The 23,159-nt window shown below is 68.7% G+C and carries 22 protein-coding genes; 6 read left to right on the top strand and 16 right to left on the bottom strand.

What is annotated here, in order from left to right; all coding sequences use genetic code 11:
- Positions 1 to 13: 13 nt before the first annotated feature.
- A complete protein-coding gene (locus tag WA670_RS19130) occupies positions 14 to 712 on the bottom strand; it encodes a hypothetical protein (protein WP_336158406.1) in 699 nt (232 codons plus the stop codon).
- Positions 713 to 1,130: 418 nt separating this feature from the next.
- Between WA670_RS19130 and WA670_RS19125 the strand changes: the two genes are divergently transcribed.
- From WA670_RS19125 to WA670_RS19110, 4 genes are all read left to right on the top strand, one after another.
- Entirely contained in the window at positions 1,131 to 2,555 is a 1,425-nt protein-coding gene (locus WA670_RS19125) for a xanthine dehydrogenase small subunit (protein ID WP_336158405.1), read from the top strand.
- Entirely contained in the window at positions 2,552 to 4,921 is a 2,370-nt protein-coding gene (gene xdhB / locus WA670_RS19120; protein ID WP_336158404.1) for a xanthine dehydrogenase molybdopterin binding subunit, read from the top strand. The genes WA670_RS19125 and xdhB overlap by 4 nt, the downstream gene beginning before the upstream one ends.
- The gene (gene xdhC / locus WA670_RS19115) at positions 4,918 to 5,742 is read left to right on the top strand and encodes a xanthine dehydrogenase accessory protein XdhC (protein ID WP_336158403.1); all 825 of its coding nucleotides are present in this window, start codon (positions 4,918 to 4,920) and stop codon (positions 5,740 to 5,742) included. Before xdhB ends, xdhC begins: the two co-directional genes overlap by 4 nt.
- Positions 5,743 to 5,813: 71 nt before the next feature.
- The gene (locus tag WA670_RS19110) at positions 5,814 to 7,007 is read left to right on the top strand and encodes a GNAT family N-acetyltransferase (RefSeq protein WP_336158402.1); all 1,194 of its coding nucleotides are present in this window, start codon (positions 5,814 to 5,816) and stop codon (positions 7,005 to 7,007) included.
- Positions 7,008 to 7,228: 221 nt separating this feature from the next.
- On the opposite strand, the gene WA670_RS19105 is transcribed toward WA670_RS19110, so the two are convergent.
- The 3 genes from WA670_RS19105 to WA670_RS19095 are packed head-to-tail and all read right to left on the bottom strand — an operon-like array spanning position 7,229 to position 9,280.
- Entirely contained in the window at positions 7,229 to 7,783 is a 555-nt protein-coding gene (locus WA670_RS19105; RefSeq protein WP_336158401.1) for a TetR/AcrR family transcriptional regulator, read from the bottom strand.
- Complete coding sequence (locus WA670_RS19100) at positions 7,780 to 9,096, bottom strand: amidase (protein ID WP_037814855.1); 1,317 nt, start codon at positions 9,094 to 9,096, stop codon at positions 7,780 to 7,782. The genes WA670_RS19105 and WA670_RS19100 overlap by 4 nt, the downstream gene beginning before the upstream one ends.
- Positions 9,083 to 9,280: a hypothetical protein gene (locus tag WA670_RS19095; RefSeq protein ID WP_037814852.1), complete on the bottom strand. Its 198-nt coding sequence runs from the start codon at positions 9,278 to 9,280 to the stop codon at positions 9,083 to 9,085. Before WA670_RS19095 ends, WA670_RS19100 begins: the two co-directional genes overlap by 14 nt.
- Positions 9,281 to 9,371: 91 nt before the next feature.
- Here WA670_RS19095 and WA670_RS19090 point away from each other — a divergent pair, with 91 nt between their 5' ends.
- A complete protein-coding gene (locus tag WA670_RS19090; protein WP_336158400.1) occupies positions 9,372 to 10,235 on the top strand; it encodes an MBL fold metallo-hydrolase in 864 nt (287 codons plus the stop codon).
- Positions 10,236 to 10,302: 67 nt separating this feature from the next.
- Here the strand turns inward: WA670_RS19090 and WA670_RS19085 are convergent, their stop codons facing one another.
- From WA670_RS19085 to WA670_RS19055, 7 genes are all read right to left on the bottom strand, one after another.
- Positions 10,303 to 11,643, bottom strand: a complete 1,341-nt coding sequence (locus tag WA670_RS19085; RefSeq protein WP_336158399.1) for an MFS transporter — start codon at positions 11,641 to 11,643, stop codon at positions 10,303 to 10,305.
- A gap of 109 nt (positions 11,644 to 11,752) precedes the next feature.
- Positions 11,753 to 12,271: a flavin reductase family protein gene (locus WA670_RS19080; protein WP_037814847.1), complete on the bottom strand. Its 519-nt coding sequence runs from the start codon at positions 12,269 to 12,271 to the stop codon at positions 11,753 to 11,755.
- A 55-nt stretch (positions 12,272 to 12,326) separates the two neighbouring features.
- Entirely contained in the window at positions 12,327 to 12,671 is a 345-nt protein-coding gene (locus tag WA670_RS19075; RefSeq protein WP_043840232.1) for a cupin domain-containing protein, read from the bottom strand.
- Positions 12,668 to 14,128: a 4-hydroxyphenylacetate 3-hydroxylase family protein gene (locus WA670_RS19070; protein WP_336158398.1), complete on the bottom strand. Its 1,461-nt coding sequence runs from the start codon at positions 14,126 to 14,128 to the stop codon at positions 12,668 to 12,670. The genes WA670_RS19075 and WA670_RS19070 overlap by 4 nt, the downstream gene beginning before the upstream one ends.
- The gene (locus WA670_RS19065) at positions 14,128 to 14,787 is read right to left on the bottom strand and encodes a DUF2848 family protein (protein ID WP_336158397.1); all 660 of its coding nucleotides are present in this window, start codon (positions 14,785 to 14,787) and stop codon (positions 14,128 to 14,130) included. The genes WA670_RS19070 and WA670_RS19065 overlap by 1 nt, the downstream gene beginning before the upstream one ends.
- Complete coding sequence (locus WA670_RS19060) at positions 14,784 to 15,596, bottom strand: carbon-nitrogen family hydrolase (protein WP_336158396.1); 813 nt, start codon at positions 15,594 to 15,596, stop codon at positions 14,784 to 14,786. Before WA670_RS19060 ends, WA670_RS19065 begins: the two co-directional genes overlap by 4 nt.
- Positions 15,593 to 16,252 (bottom strand): GntR family transcriptional regulator, encoded by a 660-nt coding sequence (locus WA670_RS19055; protein ID WP_336158395.1) that lies wholly within the window; start codon positions 16,250 to 16,252, stop codon positions 15,593 to 15,595. The genes WA670_RS19060 and WA670_RS19055 overlap by 4 nt, the downstream gene beginning before the upstream one ends.
- A gap of 643 nt (positions 16,253 to 16,895) precedes the next feature.
- On the opposite strand from WA670_RS19055, the gene WA670_RS19050 reads away from it, so the two are divergent.
- Positions 16,896 to 18,068 carry an amidohydrolase family protein gene (locus tag WA670_RS19050; protein ID WP_336158394.1) on the top strand — a complete coding sequence of 391 codons (1,173 nt, stop codon included), beginning with the start codon at positions 16,896 to 16,898 and terminating at the stop codon, positions 18,066 to 18,068.
- Between the two features lie 539 nt (positions 18,069 to 18,607).
- Here the strand turns inward: WA670_RS19050 and WA670_RS19045 are convergent.
- From WA670_RS19045 to WA670_RS19025, 5 genes are all read right to left on the bottom strand, one after another.
- The gene (locus WA670_RS19045; RefSeq protein WP_336158393.1) at positions 18,608 to 20,386 is read right to left on the bottom strand and encodes a glycoside hydrolase family 76 protein; all 1,779 of its coding nucleotides are present in this window, start codon (positions 20,384 to 20,386) and stop codon (positions 18,608 to 18,610) included.
- Positions 20,387 to 20,498: 112 nt separating this feature from the next.
- Positions 20,499 to 20,690: a hypothetical protein gene (locus WA670_RS19040; RefSeq protein ID WP_037814825.1), complete on the bottom strand. Its 192-nt coding sequence runs from the start codon at positions 20,688 to 20,690 to the stop codon at positions 20,499 to 20,501.
- Between the two features lie 475 nt (positions 20,691 to 21,165).
- Positions 21,166 to 21,747 carry a hypothetical protein gene (locus tag WA670_RS19035; RefSeq protein WP_336158392.1) on the bottom strand — a complete coding sequence of 194 codons (582 nt, stop codon included), beginning with the start codon at positions 21,745 to 21,747 and terminating at the stop codon, positions 21,166 to 21,168.
- Positions 21,747 to 22,046 (bottom strand): YbaB/EbfC family DNA-binding protein, encoded by a 300-nt coding sequence (locus WA670_RS19030; RefSeq protein WP_134734053.1) that lies wholly within the window; start codon positions 22,044 to 22,046, stop codon positions 21,747 to 21,749. Before WA670_RS19030 ends, WA670_RS19035 begins: the two co-directional genes overlap by 1 nt.
- A complete protein-coding gene (locus WA670_RS19025) occupies positions 22,043 to 23,149 on the bottom strand; it encodes a CHAP domain-containing protein (RefSeq protein ID WP_238607331.1) in 1,107 nt (368 codons plus the stop codon). The genes WA670_RS19030 and WA670_RS19025 overlap by 4 nt, the downstream gene beginning before the upstream one ends.
- Positions 23,150 to 23,159 lie beyond the last annotated feature (10 nt).

Here is a 23,159-nt window from a genome sequence, read left to right as displayed (position 1 = left end):
GGCATGCGGCTGCTCAGGCGGCGTCGAGGACGAAGGCGGCGGTGCGCACGACGCCCTCGGCCTGGAAGTCGAGGTACAGCAGGTAGCGACCGGTCGTCGGGGCCTCGGCGTGGAACCGGATGTCCGGGCCGGGTTTCCCGTCGTCGAGCGCGTGGATGTGCAGGTAGGCGAGGTCGCCCTGACGCAGCGCGACCAGGTGCCCGAACGCCCCCAGGTACGGCTCCAGATCGGTGACCGGCTGTCCGTCGCGGGTCACCCGCGCGGTCAGCATCGTTCCGCTGCCAGCTGCTAGCGCGCCTTCGAGAGTCACCTCGTAGCCGTCGACCTCGCTCACCGCGATCGGTTCCGCCGCCAGCGGCTGGTAGTCACCGGCGACCTCGACCGTCCGCGACAGCGTCACGCTCTCGCCGCCCGCCGGGGTCAGGTCGGTGAAGACGCGGTAGGTGCCTGCCGCGTCCCACGTCCACGGGATCGTCCAGACTCCGGTTTCCGGGTCGAGCACCGGATGACGGTGCCGGAAATGCGCGCCGTCGCTGCGGACCACGATCAGGTGCAACTGCTTGCCGTGCGCCTCCTCGTACTTGGTTACCGGTTTTCCGCCGGCAGTGGCGACGGTGAACGAAAGCTCGCCGTCCTCCCCCGCTCGAACCGGGGCGCGCACTGCGCCGAGCTGGACCTCGCCTGCCGAAAGTGCGGTGCCGTTGACATTCATCGGACTCTCCTTCGCTCGTTCTCGACGGCACGAACTTTATACCCCATGGGGGTATTTGGAAGTGTGTGCTGGGTCTCCTTCCGGGCGACCCCGGCCCTTGTCTCGGGCTGAGACCGGCGTTACGCTTCGTCGACGGCGGTGCGCCCGCACCGTCCGTTCCGTTCGCTCTCGAGGAGGTGCGCGTGCTTCTGACTTCCGGACAGCTCGCCGACCTCCGTCAGCGCACGCGCCAGTCCGCTTGGAACAAGGGGCGCGTCGCGCACGGCTGGCCAACGCGGCGCTGAGCGGTCTCCGCTCGGTCACGCTCCGCGCACGGGATCGCTTTCCCGTTGCCGCTCCTCCCACGGTCCCCTGACCTGCGCCGACCCGGCGCGTCGGCGGCCGTGGCCCCAGCCGAGAAAAGACGAGAGGAACTCCGATGGTCGACCCCGAGGTGACCGTCAACGGGAAACGCACCGCGATCGGCGCCGTTCCCGTGCACACCACGGCACTGGACTGGCTCCGCGGACAGGGCCTGACCAGTTGCAAGGAGGGCTGCGCCGAAGGCGAATGCGGCGCGTGCGCGATCCTGGTCGCGCGGCCCGGCGTCGAATCCCCGACGGACCTGGTCGCGATCAACGCGTGCCTCGCCCCGGTCGGATCGCTGGACGGGCAGGAAGTGTGGACGGCCGAGGGTCTCGGGTCCACTGAGGACTTGCACCCGGTGCAGCACGAAATGGCCGTGCGCGGCGGATCCCAGTGCGGTTACTGCACTCCCGGGTTCGTCTGCAGCATGGCCGCTGAGTACTACCGCGGCGACCGCGCCGCGACCGGCGACGAGCACGCGCCGAACGGCTTCGACATCCACGCGCTGAGCGGAAACCTCTGCCGCTGCACCGGATACCGGCCGATCCGCGACGCCGCGCACGCGCTCGGCGCTCCCCCGGCCGAGGATCCGCTGGCACAGCGCCGCACCTGCCGCGCGCCGGAACCCGTTGCGACGCGACTGCACGACGACGGACGGGATTACCTCCGCCCGGCCAGCTGGAGCGAAGCGCTGCAACTGCGCCACGACCGTCCTAACGCGACTTTCGTGGCCGGGTCGACGGACTGGGGCGTCGAGGTGAACATCCGCGGCGTCCGGGCGGACTTCGTCGTCGCCATCGACCGCGTGCCGGAACTGCAGGTGCTGAACATCGGCGCGGACACCATCGAAATCGGGGCCGGGCTGAGCCTCACCGAAATGGACCGCCGCCTCGACGGCCGGGTGCCGTTGCTGAGCCAGCTGATTCCGCAGTTCGCGTCGCGGCTGATCCGGAACACCGCGACACTCGGCGGAAACCTCGGCACCGGTTCGCCCATCGGCGACTCCGCACCGGTGTTGCTCGCCCTGGGCGCAAGCGTCGTGTTGTCCTCTGTGGACGGAGAGCGCGAAGTGCCGCTCGACGAGTATTTCACCGGATACCGGCAAAGTGTGCGACGGCAAGACGAACTGATCCGATCCGTGCGGATTCCCTTGCCACTGGCCGGGACCACCGCGTTCCACAAGGTCGCCAAGCGGCGGTTCGACGACATCTCCAGCGTCGCCGTCGCGTTCGCGCTCGACATCGAGGACGGTCTCGTGCGCACCGCCCAGATCGGCCTTGGCGGGGTCGCCGCGACGCCGATTCGCGCCAAAGACACCGAAGCGGCACTCGTCGGACAGTCCTGGAACGAGGAAACCGTCCGCGCCGCAGCGGAAATCCTGCGCGGCGAGGGCACGCCGATGGACGACCATCGCGCGAGTGCCGCCTACCGCGCCGCGACGCTGGGCCGCAGCCTGCTGAAACTTCACGCCGACTCTCTTGAGGGAGCACGAGCATGAGCGCACTTTCTGAACGCCCGGAAAGCCCGTCCATCGGGATCGCCCGTCCGCACGAAGCCGCCGCCGCGCACGTCCGGGGCACCGCGCTGTACACCGACGACCTCGTCGCCCGCACGAAAGACGTCCTGCACGCATACCCCGTACAGGTACCTGAGGCGCACGCGAAGGTGCTCGCGATCCGCACCGGGGCAGCGGAAGCCGTACCCGGCGTGGTCCGCGTCCTCACCGCGGCGGATGTCCCTGGCGTCAACGATTCCGGCGTGCACCACGACGAACCGCTGTTCCCGTCCGAGGTCATGTTCTACGGCCACGCGGTGGCCTGGGTGCTCGGCGAGACGCTGGAAGCGGCGCGGCTGGGCGCGGCGGCCGTCGAGGTGGACACCGAAGCGCTGCCGTCGCTGGTGACCGTCGCCGACGCGATCGCCGCGGGCAGTTTCCAGGGCGAGCCGCGAGTGGTGGCGCGTGGCGACGTCGACCCGGCGATGGCCAGTTCAGCGGACGTTTTCCGCGGCGAATTCGACTTCGCCGGACAGGAGCACTTCTACCTGGAAACCCAGTGCGCGCTGGCGCACCTCGACGAATCCGACCAGGTTTTCGTGCAGAGCAGCACGCAGCATCCGTCGGAAACGCAGGACATCGTGGCGCACGTGCTGGGCAAGCACAGCCACGAGGTCACCGTGCAAAGCCTGCGGATGGGCGGCGGGTTCGGCGGCAAGGAATGGCAGCCGCACGGGTACGCCGCCGTCGCCGCGCTCGGCGCGACGCTCACCGGACGTCCGGTGCGGCTGCGGCTCACCCGCACCCAGGACATGACGATGACCGGCAAACGGCACGGTTTCCGCGCCGAATGGAGCGTCGGCTTCGACTCCGACGGCAAACTGCAGGCGCTGGACGTCGTGCTGACCGCGGACGGCGGCTGGAGCCTCGACCTGTCCGAGCCAGTGCTCGCCCGCGCGCTGTGCCACGTCGACAACGCGTACTGGATCCCGCACGTCCGCGCGCTGGGGCGGATCGCGAAAACGAACAAGACGTCGCAGACCGCGTTCCGCGGATTCGGCGGGCCGCAGGGCATGTTGGTGATCGAGGACATCCTCGGCCGCTGCGCACCGCTGCTCGGCATCGACCCGGCTGAATTGCGGCGGCGCAACTTCTACTCCGAAGGCCAGGAGACGCCGTACGGCATGCCGGTGCGGCACCCGGAACGCATCCACCGGATCTGGCAGCAGCTGCTGGACTCGGGCGACGCCGAAAAGCGGCAGGCCGAGATCGCGGCGTACAACGCGAAGCACGCGCATTCCAAGCGCGGCCTCGCGATCACGCCGGTGAAGTTCGGGATTTCGTTCAACCTCACCGCGTTCAACCAGGCCGGCGCGCTGGTGCACGTCTACAAGGACGGCTCGGTGCTGATCAACCACGGCGGCACCGAAATGGGCCAGGGCCTGCACACGAAGATGCTGCAGGTGGCCGCGACCGCGCTGGGCGTGCCGCCGGAGAAGGTGCGCCTCGCCCCGACCCGGACGGACAAGGTGCCGAACACCTCGGCCACCGCGGCGAGTTCGGGCGCGGACCTCAACGGCGGCGCGGTCAAGAACGCCTGCGAGCAGATCCGCGACCGGCTGCTCACCGTCGCGGCGGGCAAGCTCGGCGTGCCCGAAAGCGACGTCCGGATCGTCCGCGGCGCCGCGCGCACCCCTTCCGGCGAGGAGATCGGCTGGGACGAACTCGTCCACGCGGCCTACTTCGACCGGGTGCACCTGTCGGCGGCCGGGTACTACCGGACCGAGGGCCTGAGCTGGGATTCCGCGACGATGAGCGGCACCCCGTTCAAGTACTTCGCCTACGGCGCGGCGCTGGCCGAGGTCGAGGTGGACGACTTCACCGGCGCGTACCGGACGCGGCGGGTCGACATCGTGCACGACGTCGGCGACAGCCTGTCCCCGCTGATCGACATCGGCCAGATCGAGGGCGGGTTCGTGCAGGGCATGGGCTGGCTGACTTTGGAAGACCTGCGCTGGGACGAGTCCGACCGGCCCTCTCGCGGACGGCTCGCGACCCAGGCGGCGAGCACGTACAAGCTGCCGAGTTTTTCGGAGATGCCGGAGGTCTTCAACGTCACGCTGCTGACCGACGCCGCCGAAGAAGGCGCGGTCTACGGCTCGAAGGCGGTCGGCGAACCGCCGTTGATGCTGGCCTTCGCGGTGCGGGAAGCGTTGCGGCAGGCGGTCTCCGCGTTCGGCGAGCCCGGGCACAGCGTCGATCTCGCTTCGCCGGCGACACCGGAGGCCGTGTTCTGGGCGATCGACCGTGCCGTCACCGCTGCTCCGGTGGTCGAGGAGCAGGTACCGGATCTGGTGGGCCAGCCGTGAACTGGCTCAGCGCGGTCCAGCACCTGCGGGACGCGGGGCTGGCGGGCGTGCTCGTCACCGTGACGTCCTCGCGCGGGCACACCCCGCGCGAGGGCGGCGCGAAAATGGTGGTCGGCTCGTCGGAAACGCACGGCACGATCGGCGGCGGCAACGCCGAGGCGGTCGCGATCGAGCGGGCCCGGGAGCTGCTGCGGGACAACGCGACCGCGCCGGTGCTGCAAACGCTTTCGTTGTCCGACAAGGCTCCTTACCAGCACGGCGTGCAATGCTGCGGAGGGACGATGACGCTGTTGTTCGAGCCGCTTCCGGTGCGTCCGGCGGTGGCGGTCTTCGGGGTAGGGCACGTCGGTCTCGAACTGGCGCGGGTGCTCGCCCGGCACGAGGTTTCGCTGCACCTGATCGACAGCCGACCCGCGCAGCTCACTGCGGAACGGCTGGCGGTGCTCGACGACGCCGTGGCCAGCGTGCACGTCCACCAGGTCCCGCTGCTGCCGGAAACGGTGCTGTCGGAGCTGCCCGCGGGCACGCACGTGCTGATCATGACGCACGACCACGCCGAGGACATCGCGCTGTGCGACGCGGCTCTGCGCAGCGGCACCTGCGGGTCGATCGGGCTGATCGGATCCGCCGGGAAGTGGTCGCGGTTCCGGAAACGGCTGACCGACCTCGGGCACGACGAGGCGGCGCTGTCCCGGATCACGACGCCGATCGGGCTTCCGGACCTGACCGGGAAGGAACCGGCGGTGATCGCGGTGAGCGTCGCGGCTTCATTGCTGCAGAAATTCCAGGCGCGCGTCCAGCCGGGAGCCCTTAAGGCGTAATTCGCTTGCCTGCCCCCGGGAGCACGACTGGGATACGGGGAGACACCGTCAGCTCCTGGGGGCCTCCTGCGATGGAAATCCGGCGCAACAACGACTACGACCTCTTCTTCAGCACCGTCCAGGCCGCGTTCGGCCGGTACTGGCCCGACTCGGCGGGCAGCGGGATCCTGGGCGCTTTCGAGAGCGAACGGAGCTTGATCGCGCACGCGCCGGACGGGAAACCGGTCGGCACCACCGGCGCGTACTCGTTCGACCTCACGCTTCCGGGCGACGTGCTCGCCTCCGCCGCCGGCGTGACCGCCGTCGGTGTGCTGCCGACGCACCGGCGGCAGGGCGTGCTCCGCGCGATGATGCAGGAACATCTCGCCGACGTCCGCGCCCGCGGGGAGTTCCTGTCGGTCCTGCTCTGCTCCGAAGCGGTGATCTACCGGCGATTCGGCTACGGACCGGCGACCTACACGGAACAGATGACCGTCGAACGGCACCGCTCCGGTTTCGGCACCCCACGCGGCGGTACGGCGGTCGCGACCGGCTCCGTCGAGCTGCTCCGGCGCGTCGACTGCGGTGAGCTGCTGGAAGAGATCTACGACCGCTACCGCCGCACCCAGCCCGGCGCGTTGTCGCGACCGCCTCGCTGGTGGGCGCTGGGCGCGGGACACCCGCCGACCGGCCCGGAGCCGCGGTACCTCGCCGTGCACCGCGATGCGGACGGCACTGCCGACGGGTACGCGAGCTACCTGGTCAACGACGCCGTCCTGACCGTCGACGAGGTCATCGCCGTCGATGACGCGGCTTTCACCTCGCTCACGCAGTACCTGCTGGGGCACGATCTGGTGAAGAAGATCGACTTCCGGCACCTCCCGCCGGGAAACCCGCTGCGCTGGCAGCTGGCGGACCTGCGCGCGGGCGAGCCCACCACGACGGACTGGCTCTGGGTGCGTTTGCTGGACGTCCCGCGCGCCCTGACCAGCCGTGGTTGGTTCACGGACGGGTCGCTGGTCCTCGACGTGACTGATCCGTTCCTGGCGGAGAGCGGCCGGTACCGGCTCACGGTGCGCGACGGGAAGGCGGAGTGCGTGCGGACGGAGCTCGCGCCGGACTTGTCGCTGGATGTGAGCGATCTCGGGTCGATTTATCTCGGCGGGACCTTGCCTAGTGTGCTCATCCGGGCCGGGCATGTTCAGGCGCACCACGGAGAAGCGGCCAGGGCGGCGGACGCGCTGTTCCGGTCAGATCGCGCACCCCACTGCGTGCACTGGTTCTAAACCAGCACCTCCGCCGCCAACCGGCGCGCGTACGCCGCGTCGAGGCCGTCCGGACGACCCCCGCGCCGGACCTGTCGCTGGGCGAGAGCGATCTGCCCCGGCGGGACCTTGCCTAGTGTGCTGGTGCGGGCTGGGCATGTTCAGGCGCACCACGGAGACGCGGCCGGGGCGGCGGACGCGCTGTTCCGATCCGACCGCGCACCCCACTGCGTGCACTGGTTCTAAGCCAGCACCTCAGCCGCCAACCGGCGCGCGTACGCCGCGTCGAGGCCGTCCGGGCGGAACAGGATTCGGTAGATGATCGGGGCGACCACCCGGTCCATCACCGTCTCCGCCGCCGGTGCGGCCTCGCCCCGGGCCACCGCCCTGGCCAGGACCACTTCCACCTGGTCGACGGCGTACGCCGAGCACTGTCCGGCGTTGCTGCCGTCCGGATCGCCGAGCAGCGCGTCGCGGATGTAGGCGCGGCCCGCCGGCGAGGACATTTCGTCCAGGAACAGTTCGGTCCACGCCGTCAGGTCCTCCGCCAGCGAACCGTGGTCCTCCGGCGGGGCTTCCGGGCGCAGCCGCTCGACCGCGACGTCCGACAGGAGTTCCTGCAGGTCGCCCCAGCGCCGGTAGATCGTCGACGGCGTGACGCCCGCGCGGGCGGCGACCTGCGGCACGGTCAGCGCGTCCCGGCCCGATTCGGCGATCAGGTCGCGGACGGCGGCGTGCACCGATTCCTGGACTCGCGCACTGCGCCCGCCCGGGCGCACCATCCGCTTCTGGCTCACCGTGCCACTGTAAGCCGCGCCCGTTCCAGTGCGTGTCCGGTCCGCAGCAGCACGGACTCGCCGCGCGGCCGGGCAAGGAGTTGCAGCCCGATCGGCATCCCGTCGGGATCGTCGCCGATCGGGAGCGTCAAGGCGGGCACGCCGGTGATGTTCGCCGGGGCCGAGAGCCGGATGTACGCGTCCGAGATTGTTTCGACACTCCCGTCCGACCAGGTGACGGTCTCTTGTCCGGCGGGAACGGCGGTGGTCGGGACGGTCGGCGCGGCGAGAACGTCGATCTTGTCGAACAGCCGCGCCCATTCCTGGCGCATGAGGGTGCGGGCGCGTTGGGCACGCAGGTAGTCCCCCGCACTCATGAGCTCGCCGGCTTCGAGCAGCACGCGGACGTCCGCGGTGTACTGGTCGGGCACGCTGCGGATGCTTCGTTCGTGATACGCCGTGGCCTCGGGAACCATCAAGCCCCAGTGCGTCGCCTGGAGGTAGCGAGTCATCGGGATTTCGACGTCGACCAGCTTCGCGCCCAGTTCGGCGAGGTGGTCGATCGCCTCGCGGACGGCGGTTTCCACGGCCGGGTCGAGGTGGTCGAAGTAGTAGTTGCCCGGCACCCCGACGCGGAGCCCGGTCAGATCTTCGTCAAGGGAGAATGACTGTCCAATGAGGACGGACAGGACCAGCGCGGCGTCCTCGACGGTACGGGTGATCGGGCCGACATGGTCCAGCGACCAGGACACCGACGTCACGCCGTTCCGCGGGATGAGCCCGTAAGTCGGTTTGAGGCCGACGACTCCGTTCAGCGCGGCGGGGACCCGGATCGAACCGCCGGTGTCGGTGCCGAGGGCGAAGGTCGCGGCACCTGCGGCGACCGCTACTGCCGAACCGCCGCTGGATCCTCCGGCGACGCGGGACGGGTTGCGCGCGTTGTGCGTCTGCGGAGTCGTGAGGCCGTAAGCGAATTCGTGCGTGTGGGTTTTGCCGAGGAGGACCGTTCCGGCGGCCTTGAGCTGGGCCGCGACAGTGCTGTCGCGCTCGGCGCGATGCCCGGCGCGGACTTGGGAACTGGCGGTGGTCGCGGTTCCGGCGACGTCGATCAGGTCCTTCAACCCCATGGGGATGCCGTGGAGCGGGCCGCGGAGGTCGCCGAGTTCCGTAGCTTCCGCACGAGCCCGATCGGCGTCCACCGAGACGTACGCGTGCAGGCGGGGTTCTACCTCGTCGATGCGCGCCAGGACATCTTCGACCAGCTCCGTCGGCGACACCCGCCGGTCCCGGATCGCGGCGGAGGTTTCGGCGAGGGTGAGGTCAGCGAGCGACATGGCTCTCCTCCGCGCGATAGAGGGAAGCCGGCGGGGTGTCGCCGAAATCCAGGTCGCGCAGGACAGTCACCACGGAGTGGATGTGGTTGGCGACGGCGGCGACGTCGGAATGCCGGGCGGCAGCCAGCGGCAACCCGGCTCGGGCGGCCAGGCTCGCCGCCTCCTCGGGGGTCAGGTCGGACACAAGGACTCCTAAAAGCTAAACGTTTGCGTTAAGCGACAGTAGCGACTACCGTGGCTTAACGCAAACATGTTGCGTTAAGGAGGCGTTGCCCATGTCCTGGACCGTCGGCGAGATCGCTGTCCACCGGATCGACGAGATCGAATTCCCCGCCGCGACCGGCCCCTGGCTGCTCCCCGGCGCGACCGCGGAAGTCGTCTCGGGCGAGGACTGGCTGCGGCCGGACTTCGCCGACGGCGGCTCGATCCGCTTGCACAGCCACAGTTTCGCGTTCGAGAAGGAGGGGATGAAAATCCTCGTGGACACCGGGATCGGCAACGGGAAGACCCGCGCCAACCCTGCGTGGCACGGTCTCGACACCGGATACCTGGACGCGCTGGCAGCCGCCGGGTTCGCGCCGGACGAGGTGGACCTGGTGCTGCTCACCCACCTGCACGCCGACCACGTCGGCTGGAACACCCGCGAGCAGGACGGCGAGTGGGTGCCGACGTTCCCCTCCGCCCGGCACGTCACCGCCCGCGCCGAGCGGGAGTTCTGGGCGGGCTACGCGATGTACGAACCGCGGCGGCAGATGTTCGAGGATTCCGTGCTGCCGGTGGAACGCGCGGGTCTGCTGGACCTGGTCGACGTCCCGGCGGACGGGGTGGAAATCGTGTCCGGCGTGCGGTTGCTGCCGACGCCCGGCCACACGCCGGGGCACGTCTCGATCGAACTGCGCAGTGCCGGCGAGACCGCGCTCATCACCGGGGACGCGGTACACCATCCGGTGCAGTTCGCGCACCCGGAGATCGGCGCGTCGGTGGACATCGACCCGGCGGAATCCGAGAAAACCCGCCGCCGCCTGCTCGCCGAACTGGTCGATTCGCGCGCGCTCGTACTGGGCACACACTTCACCCCGCCCACCGGCGGCCACCTGGTGCGGCACGGGGCCAGCTACCGGCTCGTGGAAAAGCCGTAAAGGACTCCTTGGGGGAATCTGATTCCCGCAAGGAGTCCTTCACGGACCTCAAAACCGCCCGGAGTGCTCAGTCAACGGATGCACGGACTTCCTCCTCCGTCTTCCCGGCCACCGAACCAAGATCGACCGACTTCGTCTCCTTCGCCAGCAACGAGGCCACCAACGAAATCAAGCCCATCACCGCCAGATAGACCCCGATCGCATATCCGGTGCCGAACTTCGCATACAACCCGATCGCGATGATCGGCGCGAGCGAACCAGCCAGCACCGACGCCAGGTTGTACGCCAGCGAAACCCCGGAATACCGCACCTCCGTCGGGAACAATTCCGCGAAGAACGCGCCGATCACCGAGCTGTACGCGGCGAAGATCAGCAACCCGCCTGCCACCGCGATCGTGATCAGTCCGGGACTGCGCGTATCGACCAGTGCGAAGAACACGAACGCCCACACGATCGTCGCCACCGAGGCGACCACGTAGATCGGCCGTCGTCCGATCCGGTCGGCCAGCAGGGCGAACAGCGGAATCGTCACCACCGCACAAGCCTGCCCGACGAGCACCGCCGTCAATCCGAGCGAACTGTCCATTTTGAGCACAGTCGTGACATAAGTGATCACGAACAACGAGAACAGATAGAACCCGGCATTCTCCCCGAAACGCGTTGCCGCGGCGAGCAGAACACTGCGCCAATGCTTGCGGACCACCACACCGGCGGGCAGCCCCTTCGGCTTCGGCGCTTCCTTGAACAACGGAGTTTCCGCGACATAAAGCCGCAGCCACAACCCGATCAAGACCAGCACCGCGGACAAGCCGAACGCGATCCGCCAGCCCCAAGAAAGGAACTGCGCCGAAGGCATCACCGCTCCGAGCACCGCCAGCACACCGGCGGCGAGCAGATTCCCCAGCGGCGGCCCGACATTCGGCCACGAAGACCAGAACGCGCGACGCGCACTATCGCCGTGTTCGGACACCAGCAGCACGGCCCCGCCCCATTCGCCGCCGAGCGCGAATCCTTGCACCAGGCGACAGACCACGAGCAGTAACGGTGCCAGCACACCGACTGCTTCGTACGTGGGCAGCAGGGCGATCAAGAATGTCGAAGCACCCATCAAAAGCAAACTGGCGATGAGCGTCGAACGTCGTCCCTTGCGGTCGCCGAGGTGGCCGAGCACGACCGCGCCCAGCGGACGGGCCAGGAATCCGACGGCATAGGTGGCGAAAGCCAGCACCGTGCCGACCAACGGGTCGTGCGAAGGGAAATACAGTTTGTTGAAGACCAAAGTGGACGCGGTGCCGTACAGAAAGAAGTCGTACCATTCGACGGCGGTGCCGGCGAGACTCGACGCCGCCACCACCCCCAGCCGCGTGTGCGGGCGTTTTCTGTTACGTTCGCGAGAGGTATCGGCCATTTCGGCTCCTGTGGTCGGAGGGTCCGTGACGCGGATGAAGTGCTGATGCCGGAAGCCTCGGTGGCTGTTGGCGCAGCCACCGAGGCGTGCTCCCCCCCTGGGAACTGCCTCAGAAGAACCAGTGCACGGGCTCGTTGGCCCGGTCGGCGACGTCGGCGAACCGGCCCCCGTGGAACGCCAGCGGGTCGCCGTCGCGCTCGCACACGCTGCGCACGTGCCCGAACACGACCACGTGGTCGCCGGCGACCAGATGCCGTTCGACGTCGCATTCGAGGTGCGCGAAGGCGTCCGGGATCACCGGCACGCGGTGGCGGCCCTCGGTCACCTCCAGCCCGGCGAAGTGGTCCTCGCCGCGGCGGGCGAAGCGGAGCGCGAGCTGTTCCTGCCGCGCGGACAGGATGTTGACCGCGAACCGGCCCGCCTCGACGACCGCGTCGGTGCTGCGCGCGCCGGTCGTCAGGCACACCAGCAGCAGCGGCGGGTCGAGCGAAACCGACGTCAGCGAGTTGACGGTCATCCCGTGCGGCACCCCCGCCGCCCGGGTGGTGACCACCGCGACGCCGGTCGCGAAACGCCCCATCGTGCGGCGCATCGTCATCGGGTCGACCTCGGCCGAGGAAGTGATCATGGCGTTCTCCTTGCGAAGGGAGCGGCAGTCCGGTGACCGCCGCCCCCGAGCGGGCTCAGGCGGGGTAGCGGACCTCGAACGTGACGACCCCCTCGTCGGTCCGCCACGGGCCGTGCGGCATGCCCGGCGGACGGCAGGCGTACATCCCCGCGGTGAACGTCCGGCCGAGCGTGAGGTCGGTGAACGAGCCCTCGAGAATGTAGACCTCCTCCCAGAAATCGTGTTTCTGCACGCCCATCGGCGTCGAATCGGCACCCGGTTCGTACCGCAGGATCCGCGTCGCCACACCGGTTTCCGGGTCCTTCGCGAGAATCCGCTCGGTGATCTTCGGGTCGTCGCCCGGGCACACCGTGAAGGCGACGTCGGTCACCGGGAAGAATTCGTGTTCCGGTTTGCTCATCGGGTGATCGCTCCGTCGAGGTCGTAGCTGGACAGGAAGGCGTCGATGTCGCCGAGCGCGCCGTCGAAGCCGTAATTGCGGAAGGCGTAGCCCTTCACCACGAACGGCGCGCCCGCGTAGAACATCTCGTACTGGTGGTGGCGGCCGGCGAATTCGCTGCCGACGACGTCCCAGGCGAGCTTGAACAGCTTCACCCGCTCCTCGGCGGGCGCGGACGGGCTGTAAATGTATTTGTCGATATCGGCGCGGGTCTCCGGGTTCGTCAGGTCCGCGACGCTGGAGGGCACCTGCAGCACGCCGCCGCCGACCAGGTCGCGCAGGATCGCCAGCAGCCGCGGGTACAACTCGGCCTGCAGCCCCATCGCGCCGTACACCGCGCGAGAACCGGGGCGCCACATGCCGTTCTCGTCCGGCTCCGCGGTGTACTCCGCTGCCAGCACCGCCGATTCCACAATGGACGCGAGGCTAGCCAGCTCCCCAAGCTTCTCGACCACGCCGGGGAATTTGTCGACCCCGTTGACCGCTGCGACCTTGCGCGCGAGCCCGGCGATGAACTGCGTCTTCACCATGAACCGGATCTGCGCCTGCCAGTTCCCGAACACGTGCGCGCCGGTGTCGAAGAACTGCCGCCGCAATCCCGCGACATCGCGGTAGACGAACACTCGGTCCCACGGAATGAAGACGTCGTCGAAGACGACCAGCGCGTCGGTTTCGTCGTAACGCGAGGTGAGCGGATAGTCGTATTCACTCGTGGCGGCCGGCGCGTACGGACGGCGGCAGTAGAGCTTAAGTCCTTCTGCGTCAACGGGAACCGCGAATCCGAGCGCGAAGTCAGCGTCCTCCGGTCCGAGCGGTTTGATGCAAGACACGAAGATCTCGTCGGCCACCGCGCCGCCGGTCGCGAGCATCTGCGCACCGCGGATCACGATGCCGTCCTCGCGCTCCTCCGCGACTCCCGCCTGGATCAGGTCGCCTTCCCAGGCGTGCGCGGTCGTCGCCCGCGAAACCTGCGGCGGAATGATCGCATACGAAACGTACAGATTCTCTTCCAGCACGCGCTTGTGGTACGCGGCGATGTTGGCCGAAAAGTCGTGCTCCCCTTGCGAAAACGCTTCCGGATGCGCGGAAAACGCCGCGACGAACGCGCCCACGTGGTCCGGGCTGCGGCCGACCCAGCCGTGCGTGTGCCGCGCCCAGGTGGTCGCCGCTTCGCGGTACGCCTTGAGGTCTTCCCGGCTGCGTGGCGGCGTGAACAGACGGTTCACTGTGGACCCGGACGCCGGGTCGGTGACCGAGATGCCGGATTCCGGGTCGGCCGCGAGGTCGAAGAGTTCCGCGATGGTCTTCGCGATCGGCGCGAACGCCGGGTGGTGGGCGACGTCCTCGACCGGCGCGCCGTCGAGGTAGATCCGCCGGGGGCCTTTCAGTGCGGCCAGATAGTCGGCTCCGCTGCGCATCACTCGCTCCTCTGTTTCGTTTCGTACGCGTGGGTCAGGGTCGGGCCGCCGGGCAGTTCCAAGTGGACGCGCCAGTACGCGCCGTAGGTGAATTCGCCGCCGAGCAACGGCAAAGTGCCGCAGTACAGCGCGAAATCGCCCTCGACCGGACCGAGCCGGTCCAGCAGATCCGCCGGATGCCGCAGCGCGGCCAGTTCCCCCTTCTGGTACGGACATCCGTCCACACTGGAGTCCGCGACGACGTGGTCCCAGTCCGGAATGGACACTTCGGTCCCGAGCTCGGCGACCACCTCCCCGAGCGGCTTCGGACAGGCCGCTTTGGACAGTGCCACCCCGTCCCGCTCGAGGTCGCGGTCGGTGTGATCGGACCCGACCCCGAGGAAATACCGCCCCTGGTGCCGGAGCAGCACCGGTTCGACCTCGCCGGACGTCCCCGGCGCGCTCACCCCGACCACCGGCTCCGTCGTCAGCAATCCCGTGTCCAGGTGGTAGAACGCAGGCACCGATTCCGGCCGCGGCACCCCGATCGCCGCCAATTCCGCGATGTGCTCCTCGACCGCGGCCTCGTCGCTCCCGGTGTACCCGGCCACCACCAGCCGCGCCGGGGCGAACGCCAGTTCCTCCCCGGTTCCCGCGACGTGCAGGGCAATCGTGCTCATACTCCCGCTCCCGTAAAGTCTGCTGTGGACACCGGCCACCGCCGATCGGCCAGCACCGGGAACTCCGCCCGGACCGTGTCCACAATGGATTGGTCTATTTCGCAGCGCAGCACTTCCTCGCCGGTGCCCGCCTCGGCCAGCACAGTCCCCCACGGATCGACGATCCGGCTGGTACCCGCCAGCTCGACGCCGCCGTACTGGGTGCCGGCCGCGTTGACCGCGATCACCAGGACCTGCTCCTCCACCGCCCGGCACGACGTGAACATCCGCCAGTGCTCGCGCCGCGCCGCCGGCCACGCAGCCGGGACCACGACCGTCTTCGCGCCGCGATCCACGAGCCCGCGCCACAATTCGGGAAACCTCAGGTCGTAACAGGTCGTCGCCCCGATCGGCCCGAGTCCCGTTTCCGCGACGCTGAGCGTTTCGCCCGGCGTAAGCAATTCCGCCTCACGCGAGGCATATCCGAAGACGTGCACCTTGCGATAGGTATGCGCGATCGTGCCGTCCGGCGCGAGCAACACCGCGGTATTGAACAACCGCCCGGCCGCATCCCGCTCAACCAAACTGCCCACATGCACATACGCACCAATGCTTCGCGCCCACTCGCGCCCCGCCGCGACCGTCGGCCCGTCAAGCGATTCCGCCTCGTCCGGATACGCGTCAAACGAGAAATACCCGGCCGCCCACAACTCCGGCAACACCACGAGATCAGCCCCGCGCGCGGACTCCACCAACTGGCCAGCCCGCACCCGGCGATCCGCCGCCGTCTCGTCCGGCGGACTGACGAGCTGCACCAACGCGACCTTCACAGCCGCTCCCCGACTCGCAGTGCCGTCATCGTGCTGGAGAGATGCTTCGCCAGCGCCTCCCCAGCCACCTCCTGCTCGCCACCGCGCAACGCTTCGACGATCGCCGCGTGCTCAGCCAGCACCGTGCCCGCCCGGGTCTCGCTGCCCGCGACCGCGCGCAACCCCATCCGGACCTGCCGCTCCCGCAACGATTCGTAGAACTCGGCGAGCACCGGATTCCCGGCCCGCCGCACGATCGCCCGGTGAAACGCGCGGTCGAACTCAATGAACCGCACCGGCTCGTCCACCACCTCGCGCTGCTTCGCGAGAATGTCGTCCAGCTCGCCGAGAAAGGTCTCGTCGACGCGCTCGGCGAGCTTGCGAACGCACCAGTCCTCGACCAGCTCGCGCGCCTCCATCACCGCCCGCACCTCCGCGTCGGAGATCGGCGGCACGAACGCACCCTTCTTCGGCACGATCTCGAGGAACCCCTCGGCCTCGAGCCGCAGCAGAGCCTCCCGCACCGGCGTCCGAGACGTCCCCGCCGCCTCGGCAACCTCCGATTCAGTGAGGAACGTCCCGCCGTCGCGAGGCAGCTCGGCGATGCGCTGCTTGAGGAACCGATAGGTGACGTCCTGCGCGGACCCGGCCCGCCCAGCCTGTCGTACACTGCTCATGGACAAGATGTATACATCACGCATGGCAGGCGGGCAAGGGGTGTTTGCCGAGGTTGAGCGGGTGTGCCGAGTGTGGCGGCCTCGTGTTCGCCTGCGGAGGAGGGTCGCGTTGCCCGGGGCGGATGGCTCGGGCTCGCTCGCGGAGAAGGGTGTGTGTTGTCGGGGAGGCGACTTGGGGGCGGTGGTCCCGATGGGCCCGCGCGGGACCTCGTGTTGGCGCCGTGATGGGTCGCGCTGAACGTCGGGGCGACGCCCTGACTTGTCGCCTGGAACGTCCTGTCACTGCGGTAGCCCTCGTGCCTCCGCCGGAACGTCCTGTAACCGCAGTTGCCCTGGCACCTCGCCCGGGACTTCCCCGACGCGGTTGCCCTGATGTGTCACCCCTGGCCGGGCGAATCCGCGACGACGGCACCCGGTTCGAGCCGCTGCCTAAGCACCGATAATGGCGTGTCGACCGAGGGGATCCCGCCTCGCCCTGCGCGACTGCACGGGATCCGCTGACCACAAGGCCCGGCCCCTTCAGCCGCCAGGTAAGCCGGTCACCTCGCCCTCACCACCTACCCGAAAAGTGCCTTCTTGGCACCTTGATCACCCGCCGCTTACGGTTCCGGAGCCACCTTCGCACCATCCGCTGGGAGCCTCCGTGAACCACTTCGTCATCACTGGCGCACATGTCTTCGACGGCGAGAACTCGCTCGGAGCCGTCGATGTCGAGGTCGCTGACGGAAGAATCGCGAGCGTCGGCGGGGCCCGCCCCGAGGGTGTCGACCTCATTGACGGAGCAGGCGCCACGCTGCTGCCCGGCTTCATCGACGCACACACGCACACCGACGAGCAGTCGCTGCGCCAAGCATTGACCTTCGGAGTCACCACCGAATTCGACATGCTCTCAATGCCGCAACAGATGATTCCGTTGCGCCGCAAGGCCGCCGCCTCGAATGACTTAGCTGACGTGCGGTCTCCGTCCATCGGTCTCACCCCGGCGGGCGGACATCCGCAGCAGCTCAGAAAGGGCGACCCGCCATGGCCGACTGCCACGCGTCCGCACGAGGTGGCGGCGTTTGTCGAGGCCCGGCTCGCGGAGGGTGCCGACTACCTCAAGGTCCTGGTGGAGGACGGCCAGCTTTTCGGTAGCGGCAACCTGCCCAGGCTCACTCCCGAATTGGTCGAAGCGACAGTTCGCGAAGGCCACAGTCGCGGGAAAATGGTGCTGGCGCACGCGATGACCGTCGAGACTGCCGGACAGGTCGTCGACGCCGGAGTGGACGGACTCAGCCATCTGTTCTTCGACCGTCCGCACACCGCGGAGTTGATCGAAAAGATCGCGACCGCTGGTGCGTTCGTCATTCCGACGTTGACGGTAATCGCGTCGATCACCGGCGAACCCGCTGGCCGCCGACTCGCTGAGGATGCGCGGGTCTTCCCCAAGCTGACTACGGAATGGCTCGAGAACCTGTCCGGCGCGATCGCCACGAGCCCGCGCGAACACTTCGGCTACGCAGTGAAAACGTTGGCAGCACTGAAGAAGGCCGGAGTCGACATCCTGGCGGGCACGGACGCAGCACACCTCGGCGCGCCAGGGACGGCCCACGGGGCGAGCCTGCACGACGAACTGCGCCTTCTGACAACGGCGGGCTTCACTCCGACCGAAGCCTTGCGGGCAGCGACCTCGGTCCCCGCTCGACGCTTCGGTCTGCCCGACCGCGGCCACATCAAGCCCGGACTGCGCGCAGACCTCGTACTGGTCGACGGCGACCCTACGGTCGCTGTTGGCGACACTCTTTCCGTTCGCCGCGTCTGGCGAAACGGGTCCTGATGCACCGCCGCGGTCCAGGTGGCGCGGCGACTCAGGATCGGGGCGACGTCACGCCTGGCGGGATCCTGGCGAGCATGCAGGATCCCGGTTTCGACAAGACGTCCGACCACCGCACAGATTCCCTGCGGTCAGTGCGGCATCGAAACCACCGCACAGCGTCCCAAGCTATCGCGCAGCAACCCGGCCGCCATGCAACATTCCGAACGACCGCGCGGAGTCCCGGCAACCACGCGACATCCAGCCGCCGCATAACATCTCCACGACCCCCGCGACGTCCCGGTCACCACGCACCACACGGCATCCTACGATCCGTGCGGCGTTCGGGCAGCGACATAACATTCAGACGTCACATGGCATCCCACGAGCGTCCGGCAACCTGACCGCCACTCAACATCCCGGCGTCACGCAACATCCCTACGAACGTCCGGTGTCCTCACTACCACGCAAGGTCCAGATGTCACGCAAAAGCCCGACGATCGCGCGGCACCAGCCGTCCCGACGGATTCCCGCCACCGCGCGGCATCTCGGCCAGCGCGGTCCTACTGCGCGGCGGCGGCGATCAACGCCTCCAGTCCCGAAGCCTGTGTCCGCCAGTCCACCGCGTTCTGGGTGCCGCCAGTCCACCGTTGGCCGATTCGGTTCAGGGAGTCCCGGTCTCGCAGCCAGATCGAATCCGCTTGCTGCTGCACGAAATCTCGGTACTTCTGTTCGCCGGTAGCCGTCGCGAGGTCGCCGAAGTAGCGCAGGAAGATGCCCTTGAATTGCTTCTGATTGTCATCGCACGAGCCGCTCTCACACGATTCTACCAGCACCCCACCCGAAGTCAGACCGGTTATCGCCGAATCAGCCAATCGGTGGGCGGCGTCCAAATAGGACTGGTCGCCGGTTGCTCGCCAGAGTTCGGTGAAGCCGCCGATGGCTAAGCCCTGGTTGTAGGTCCAGACGGTTTGGCCGTTGTTCGTGCAGCTTGCGGTCAGGCCGTCGTTGACCAGGCCGGCTGAGTTGATCAGGCCGCTCCGCAGGTACCAATCGCCGGCGGTGCGGGCGCGGGCCAGCCATTCGGTGTCGTCGGGCAGGCGGCGGTGCAGGGCGGCGGCTAGGCGGAGGTAGAGGCCACTGGTGACGGCGTTCTTGTACGTCCGTTCGCGATCCCACCACACTCCCCCGCCGCATGTGCCGGGGTCCCAGAAACCGTGCACGTAATCGGCGATTTTCGTGGCTTCGGCGAGATATCGGGAGTCGTGTGTACGGTCGTATGCCGCGAGCCAGGCCAGGGCCCACCAGGCGGAGTCGTCGATGGCGCGGCTGATGAAGTCGCCGTCGATCGGGTCGGAGCTGCGGGCTCCGGCGGGGAAGGCGGCGCGGTTCACGTCGAAAACCCTTGCCAGTACTGGATCTAGGTTGGACACTCCGGAATCCGCCAGTGCGGTCACCGCTACCGCAGAATTCCACCAGCTCGACGGCCACCAGGCGCGGTAAATGTCGTGGGACCACAGCAAAGCGTCGACGGCGGCCGAGACCCGGGATTGCGCGGGGCGTGCCCAGGCGGTGCAGGCGCCTTCGTTGTGAGAAGCTTCCCGGCCGCATGCTCGAACGGCGCCGCCATTCAGCCGTCCGCGTGGATCTTGGGTGGCGAACGTTGCGGTCTGTGTCGCGGTCGCGGCGGCGGGGACACTCGTGCGGCCGAGTGACGAGCCGTCGGGCCAGGTCGTGCCTTCGTCCCACGAACGGTCCAGCCAGGTTTCGTCGCCGGGGCCGCCGGAATCGATGCTGGACCAGGCCATACCGCGGTCGTCGAAGTGGAGCCGGACGGTGCGGCCGAAGATCGTCGCGGGCGGGACCGGCTGGGTGTCGCCGGGGCCGGGAGCGGAACCGTCGCAGGCGGCGGCGCAGACGGTCGGGTAAAGCCAGGCTGTGCAGGCGACCGCTTGTGCGTCCCCGCAGGCCCGGAGCAGGCCGCGGCGGTGGCCGACGGGGTCGGTGAGGTTGTACATGAGCGTGCGGGTGCCGGTCCACGTGTCCGGGATGCTCGCTTTGCCGAGCAGGCCATCCCAGGTGCGGCCGCCGTCCCAGGAGCGGTCGAGCCACACCGCGTCGCCGACGCGGCCGTTGTCGATGCTGGCCCAGGCCATCCCGTCCTGGTCGGAGACGTGCAGGCGCAGCACCCGGCCGTTGATGTCCTTGTCCGGCAAGGGAAAACTCTCCTGCGCGGCCCGCGACGGGTCAAGGGTGTCGCACGAGAGCGCGCAGACGGCGGCGGCCGCGCGCGGGACGGTCAACGAGGCGAACACGAGCAGCACTACGAGCACGGTCCGCATGGACTCGTCCCCTCGCCTGGGTGAATTTTCCACCCAGAATAGAAACCCGCGCGGGTGACGGTGAAGACCCGCGCGAGGTTCTGTCCCGTTCCGGACAGGCGGGTTAACCCGATCAGCCGCCGCTGCCCTGGCGCCGTCCGACCGAACGGCCGATGAAGTACCCGAGAATGAGCCCGACGATCAGGCCGATGGCGATGAAGAAAATGACGGTGGCAGCGGCGATTTTGCCGACCGTGCCGAGGAATCCCTTGGCCTCGAGGTCGGTCGCGATCGCCACGGACTGGGTCAGCGCGTAGTGGGTCATGCCTCCCAGGATGGCATCGGCGGCGGGCGGGCGCTCGGGGACGCACCGAGCGCGCTCGAGGGACGGATGTGATGTTCGGTTCTTGACCGGCTTGGGTGCGAGCGCTTCGACGGGACACGAGCAGGCGGGTGTCGCGCGCGGTGTTCGGGCCTTGACCGGATTGGGGCGAGCCCGTCGTCAACCGAGGCCGGTTCAGGACCGCGGACGGATTCTCGGAGACACACCCGGGCAGGTGAATGCCGTGCGCGGTATCCGTTCTTGACCGGCTTAGGCACGATCTCGTCGTCAGCTGAGGCGCAAGGCTGCTGGTTCAGGACTGCGGGCACATGCCTGGGCATGCGAGTGCTCCTGACTCGCCTGCGAAGAAACCTCGGGCGGGCAGCCTGGCATCCTTCGCCGTCTCGGTTATCGACCAGGGCCGCGAGACCGCGGCCGAGTGAGGACCGTGGGCAGGTGCCCCGAGAGGTGCGCCCGCTTATTCCTTGACCGGCTTGAGTACGAACCCTCCGTCGTCCGATTCCTCGGCCGGGGCCCGGCGTCGCGCGGGCGGTGCCGGTGGCGGTGCCGGGTCAGGTTGGCGGGTGGCGGCTGGATCGGGCGTTGGTTCCGGAACCTCGTCCAGTGCCAGCTCGTCTTCGACTGCCGCCGCGACCGCGGGGACGCATCCTGCGCGGATGGCACGCAAGCCCTGGTGCAGCGCCTGTGTGCCTGCTTCAGTGCTGAGTCGCGAGATTTCCGCGGCCAGGGCGTCCGGGCCCAGTTCGAGGGCGGGTTCTCCGATGTCCAGGTGAACGAGCATGCCGTGCATGTTCACCGTGACGCTCAGTCCCTCTCGGCTGGCCGTCGCGCGGAGGGCGGCTAGGCCTTCGGACAGGCCCAGCTGGTCCGGGATTTCTTCGGCGATCTCGATGAGTTCGTCGATCCCTCGTTCGTCCCCGGCGGGGTCGGCGGGGTCGGCGGGGTCGACGAACTCCCCCGGAGACTCGCCGGGCCCGAATTGCGCAGCCGGATTCGCGTCCGCGCGCGAATCCTCGTTCTCCTGGTACGCCTCCGCCATCACACCCTCCACGTGTCCGGTGTGGTGTCTTCGGCGCGGTCCGCCAGGTCCTGCTCCGAACCGAGGCCCAGGCTGCGCAGGTCGGTGCCGCCGAGGTCGCCCAGTTCGGCTTCCAGCGCGCGGCGGGCGCGTTCGTTCGCCTCGGCGGCCGCCTCGCGGACTGCGTGCAGGATCGTGTCTGCCAGGCGGGGGCCGCCGGCTCGGAGGGCGTCTGCGGTGAGTTCCAGGGTGCGCAAAGCGCCGCCGGGGGCGACTTCGACGATCACCCCGGCGTGCCGCGCCGTGCCGGTGATGCTCACTTCGGGTGCACTCCGCCGTAGAACTTGTGCAGGTCGCGCGGCAGCGTGTACGTGAGGCGCTCGACCTGGTCGTTCGCGTTGCCCTCGATCGTGGTGATCTTGTTGCCCTCGACCTTTTCGATGATCCCGATGTGGTGACTCTGCCCCCAGGACGGACCGTCGCCGAAGAGGATCGTGTCGCCCGGACGCGCGTTGTGCGCGAGCGCGCCGCGGTCGTAGGCGAGGTGGTGGCGCTGGCCCCACTTGTAGACGTCGCCGGTGAAGCCGTACTTCGGGATGTCCACCCCGGCCGAACGCCACATCGACGTCGCGAAGTACGCGCACCACGGCTGTCCGGTCGGGCCCCACTTGTTCCGGTTGTTCGGGCCCTCGTGGTAGCCGAGGTTGTGCCGCGCGTGGTCGAGGATCTTGTCGACCTTCTTGCTGTGGCTCGCGTGCGTCTTGCCGTGGTGTTGCTCGTGCTTTTTGTGCGCTTCGTGCTTTTTGTGCTGCTCGTGCTTGCGGTGGTCGCCCGGCTTGGCGCGGTGCGTTCCGCCCGGGTCGGCGACGCCGTCGTGGTTCAGGTCCTTCTGCAGCGCACGCAGTTTGCGCGCCGCCTCCTCCATCTCCGCGCGGGCGTTCTTCAGGTGCCCGCCGGACTCCTTGAGGTACTTGCCCGCCAGGTCGGCCACGTCGCCGATCGCCATCAGCAGGGCGGCCGGGCTTCCGTTGCGCGCCAGGACGTATCCGGCGTCGATGATCTTGCGCGCCTTCGCGACGAACTCGTCGATCAGCTTGCCGGTGGCCTGGTGCCGCCCGGCGAGCGCGTCGGTGACCTCGCTGACCACTTTGGCCCCGTGCGTGCTCGCCTGCGCGGTGACCTTGAGATCGCGGCCGAACTTGCCGGTGTCGTGCTCGAACGCCGGATTCGCCTTGCTGTGCCAGGTGTTCAGCAGCGCGTGCGCGGCTTTGCGCTGCGCCTCGTACTGTTCGGTGATCTCGCGCGCGGCCTGCTGCAGCGCGTGCTGCGCGGCCTGCGAGTCCGCGGCCTTGCCGCGAAGCTTGCCGTGGTGCGTTTTCATCTCGTCCGCGAACAGCGTCGCGACCCCTGCGGTGTCCAGCACGGATTCCCCC

Source organism: Amycolatopsis sp. VC5-11 (assembly GCF_037034185.1).
Taxonomy (GTDB): Bacteria; Actinomycetota; Actinomycetes; order Mycobacteriales; family Pseudonocardiaceae; genus Amycolatopsis; species Amycolatopsis nivea.
The sequence above is the reverse complement of the archived record's forward strand: the minus strand, read 5'-3'. Positions and strand labels throughout refer to the sequence as shown.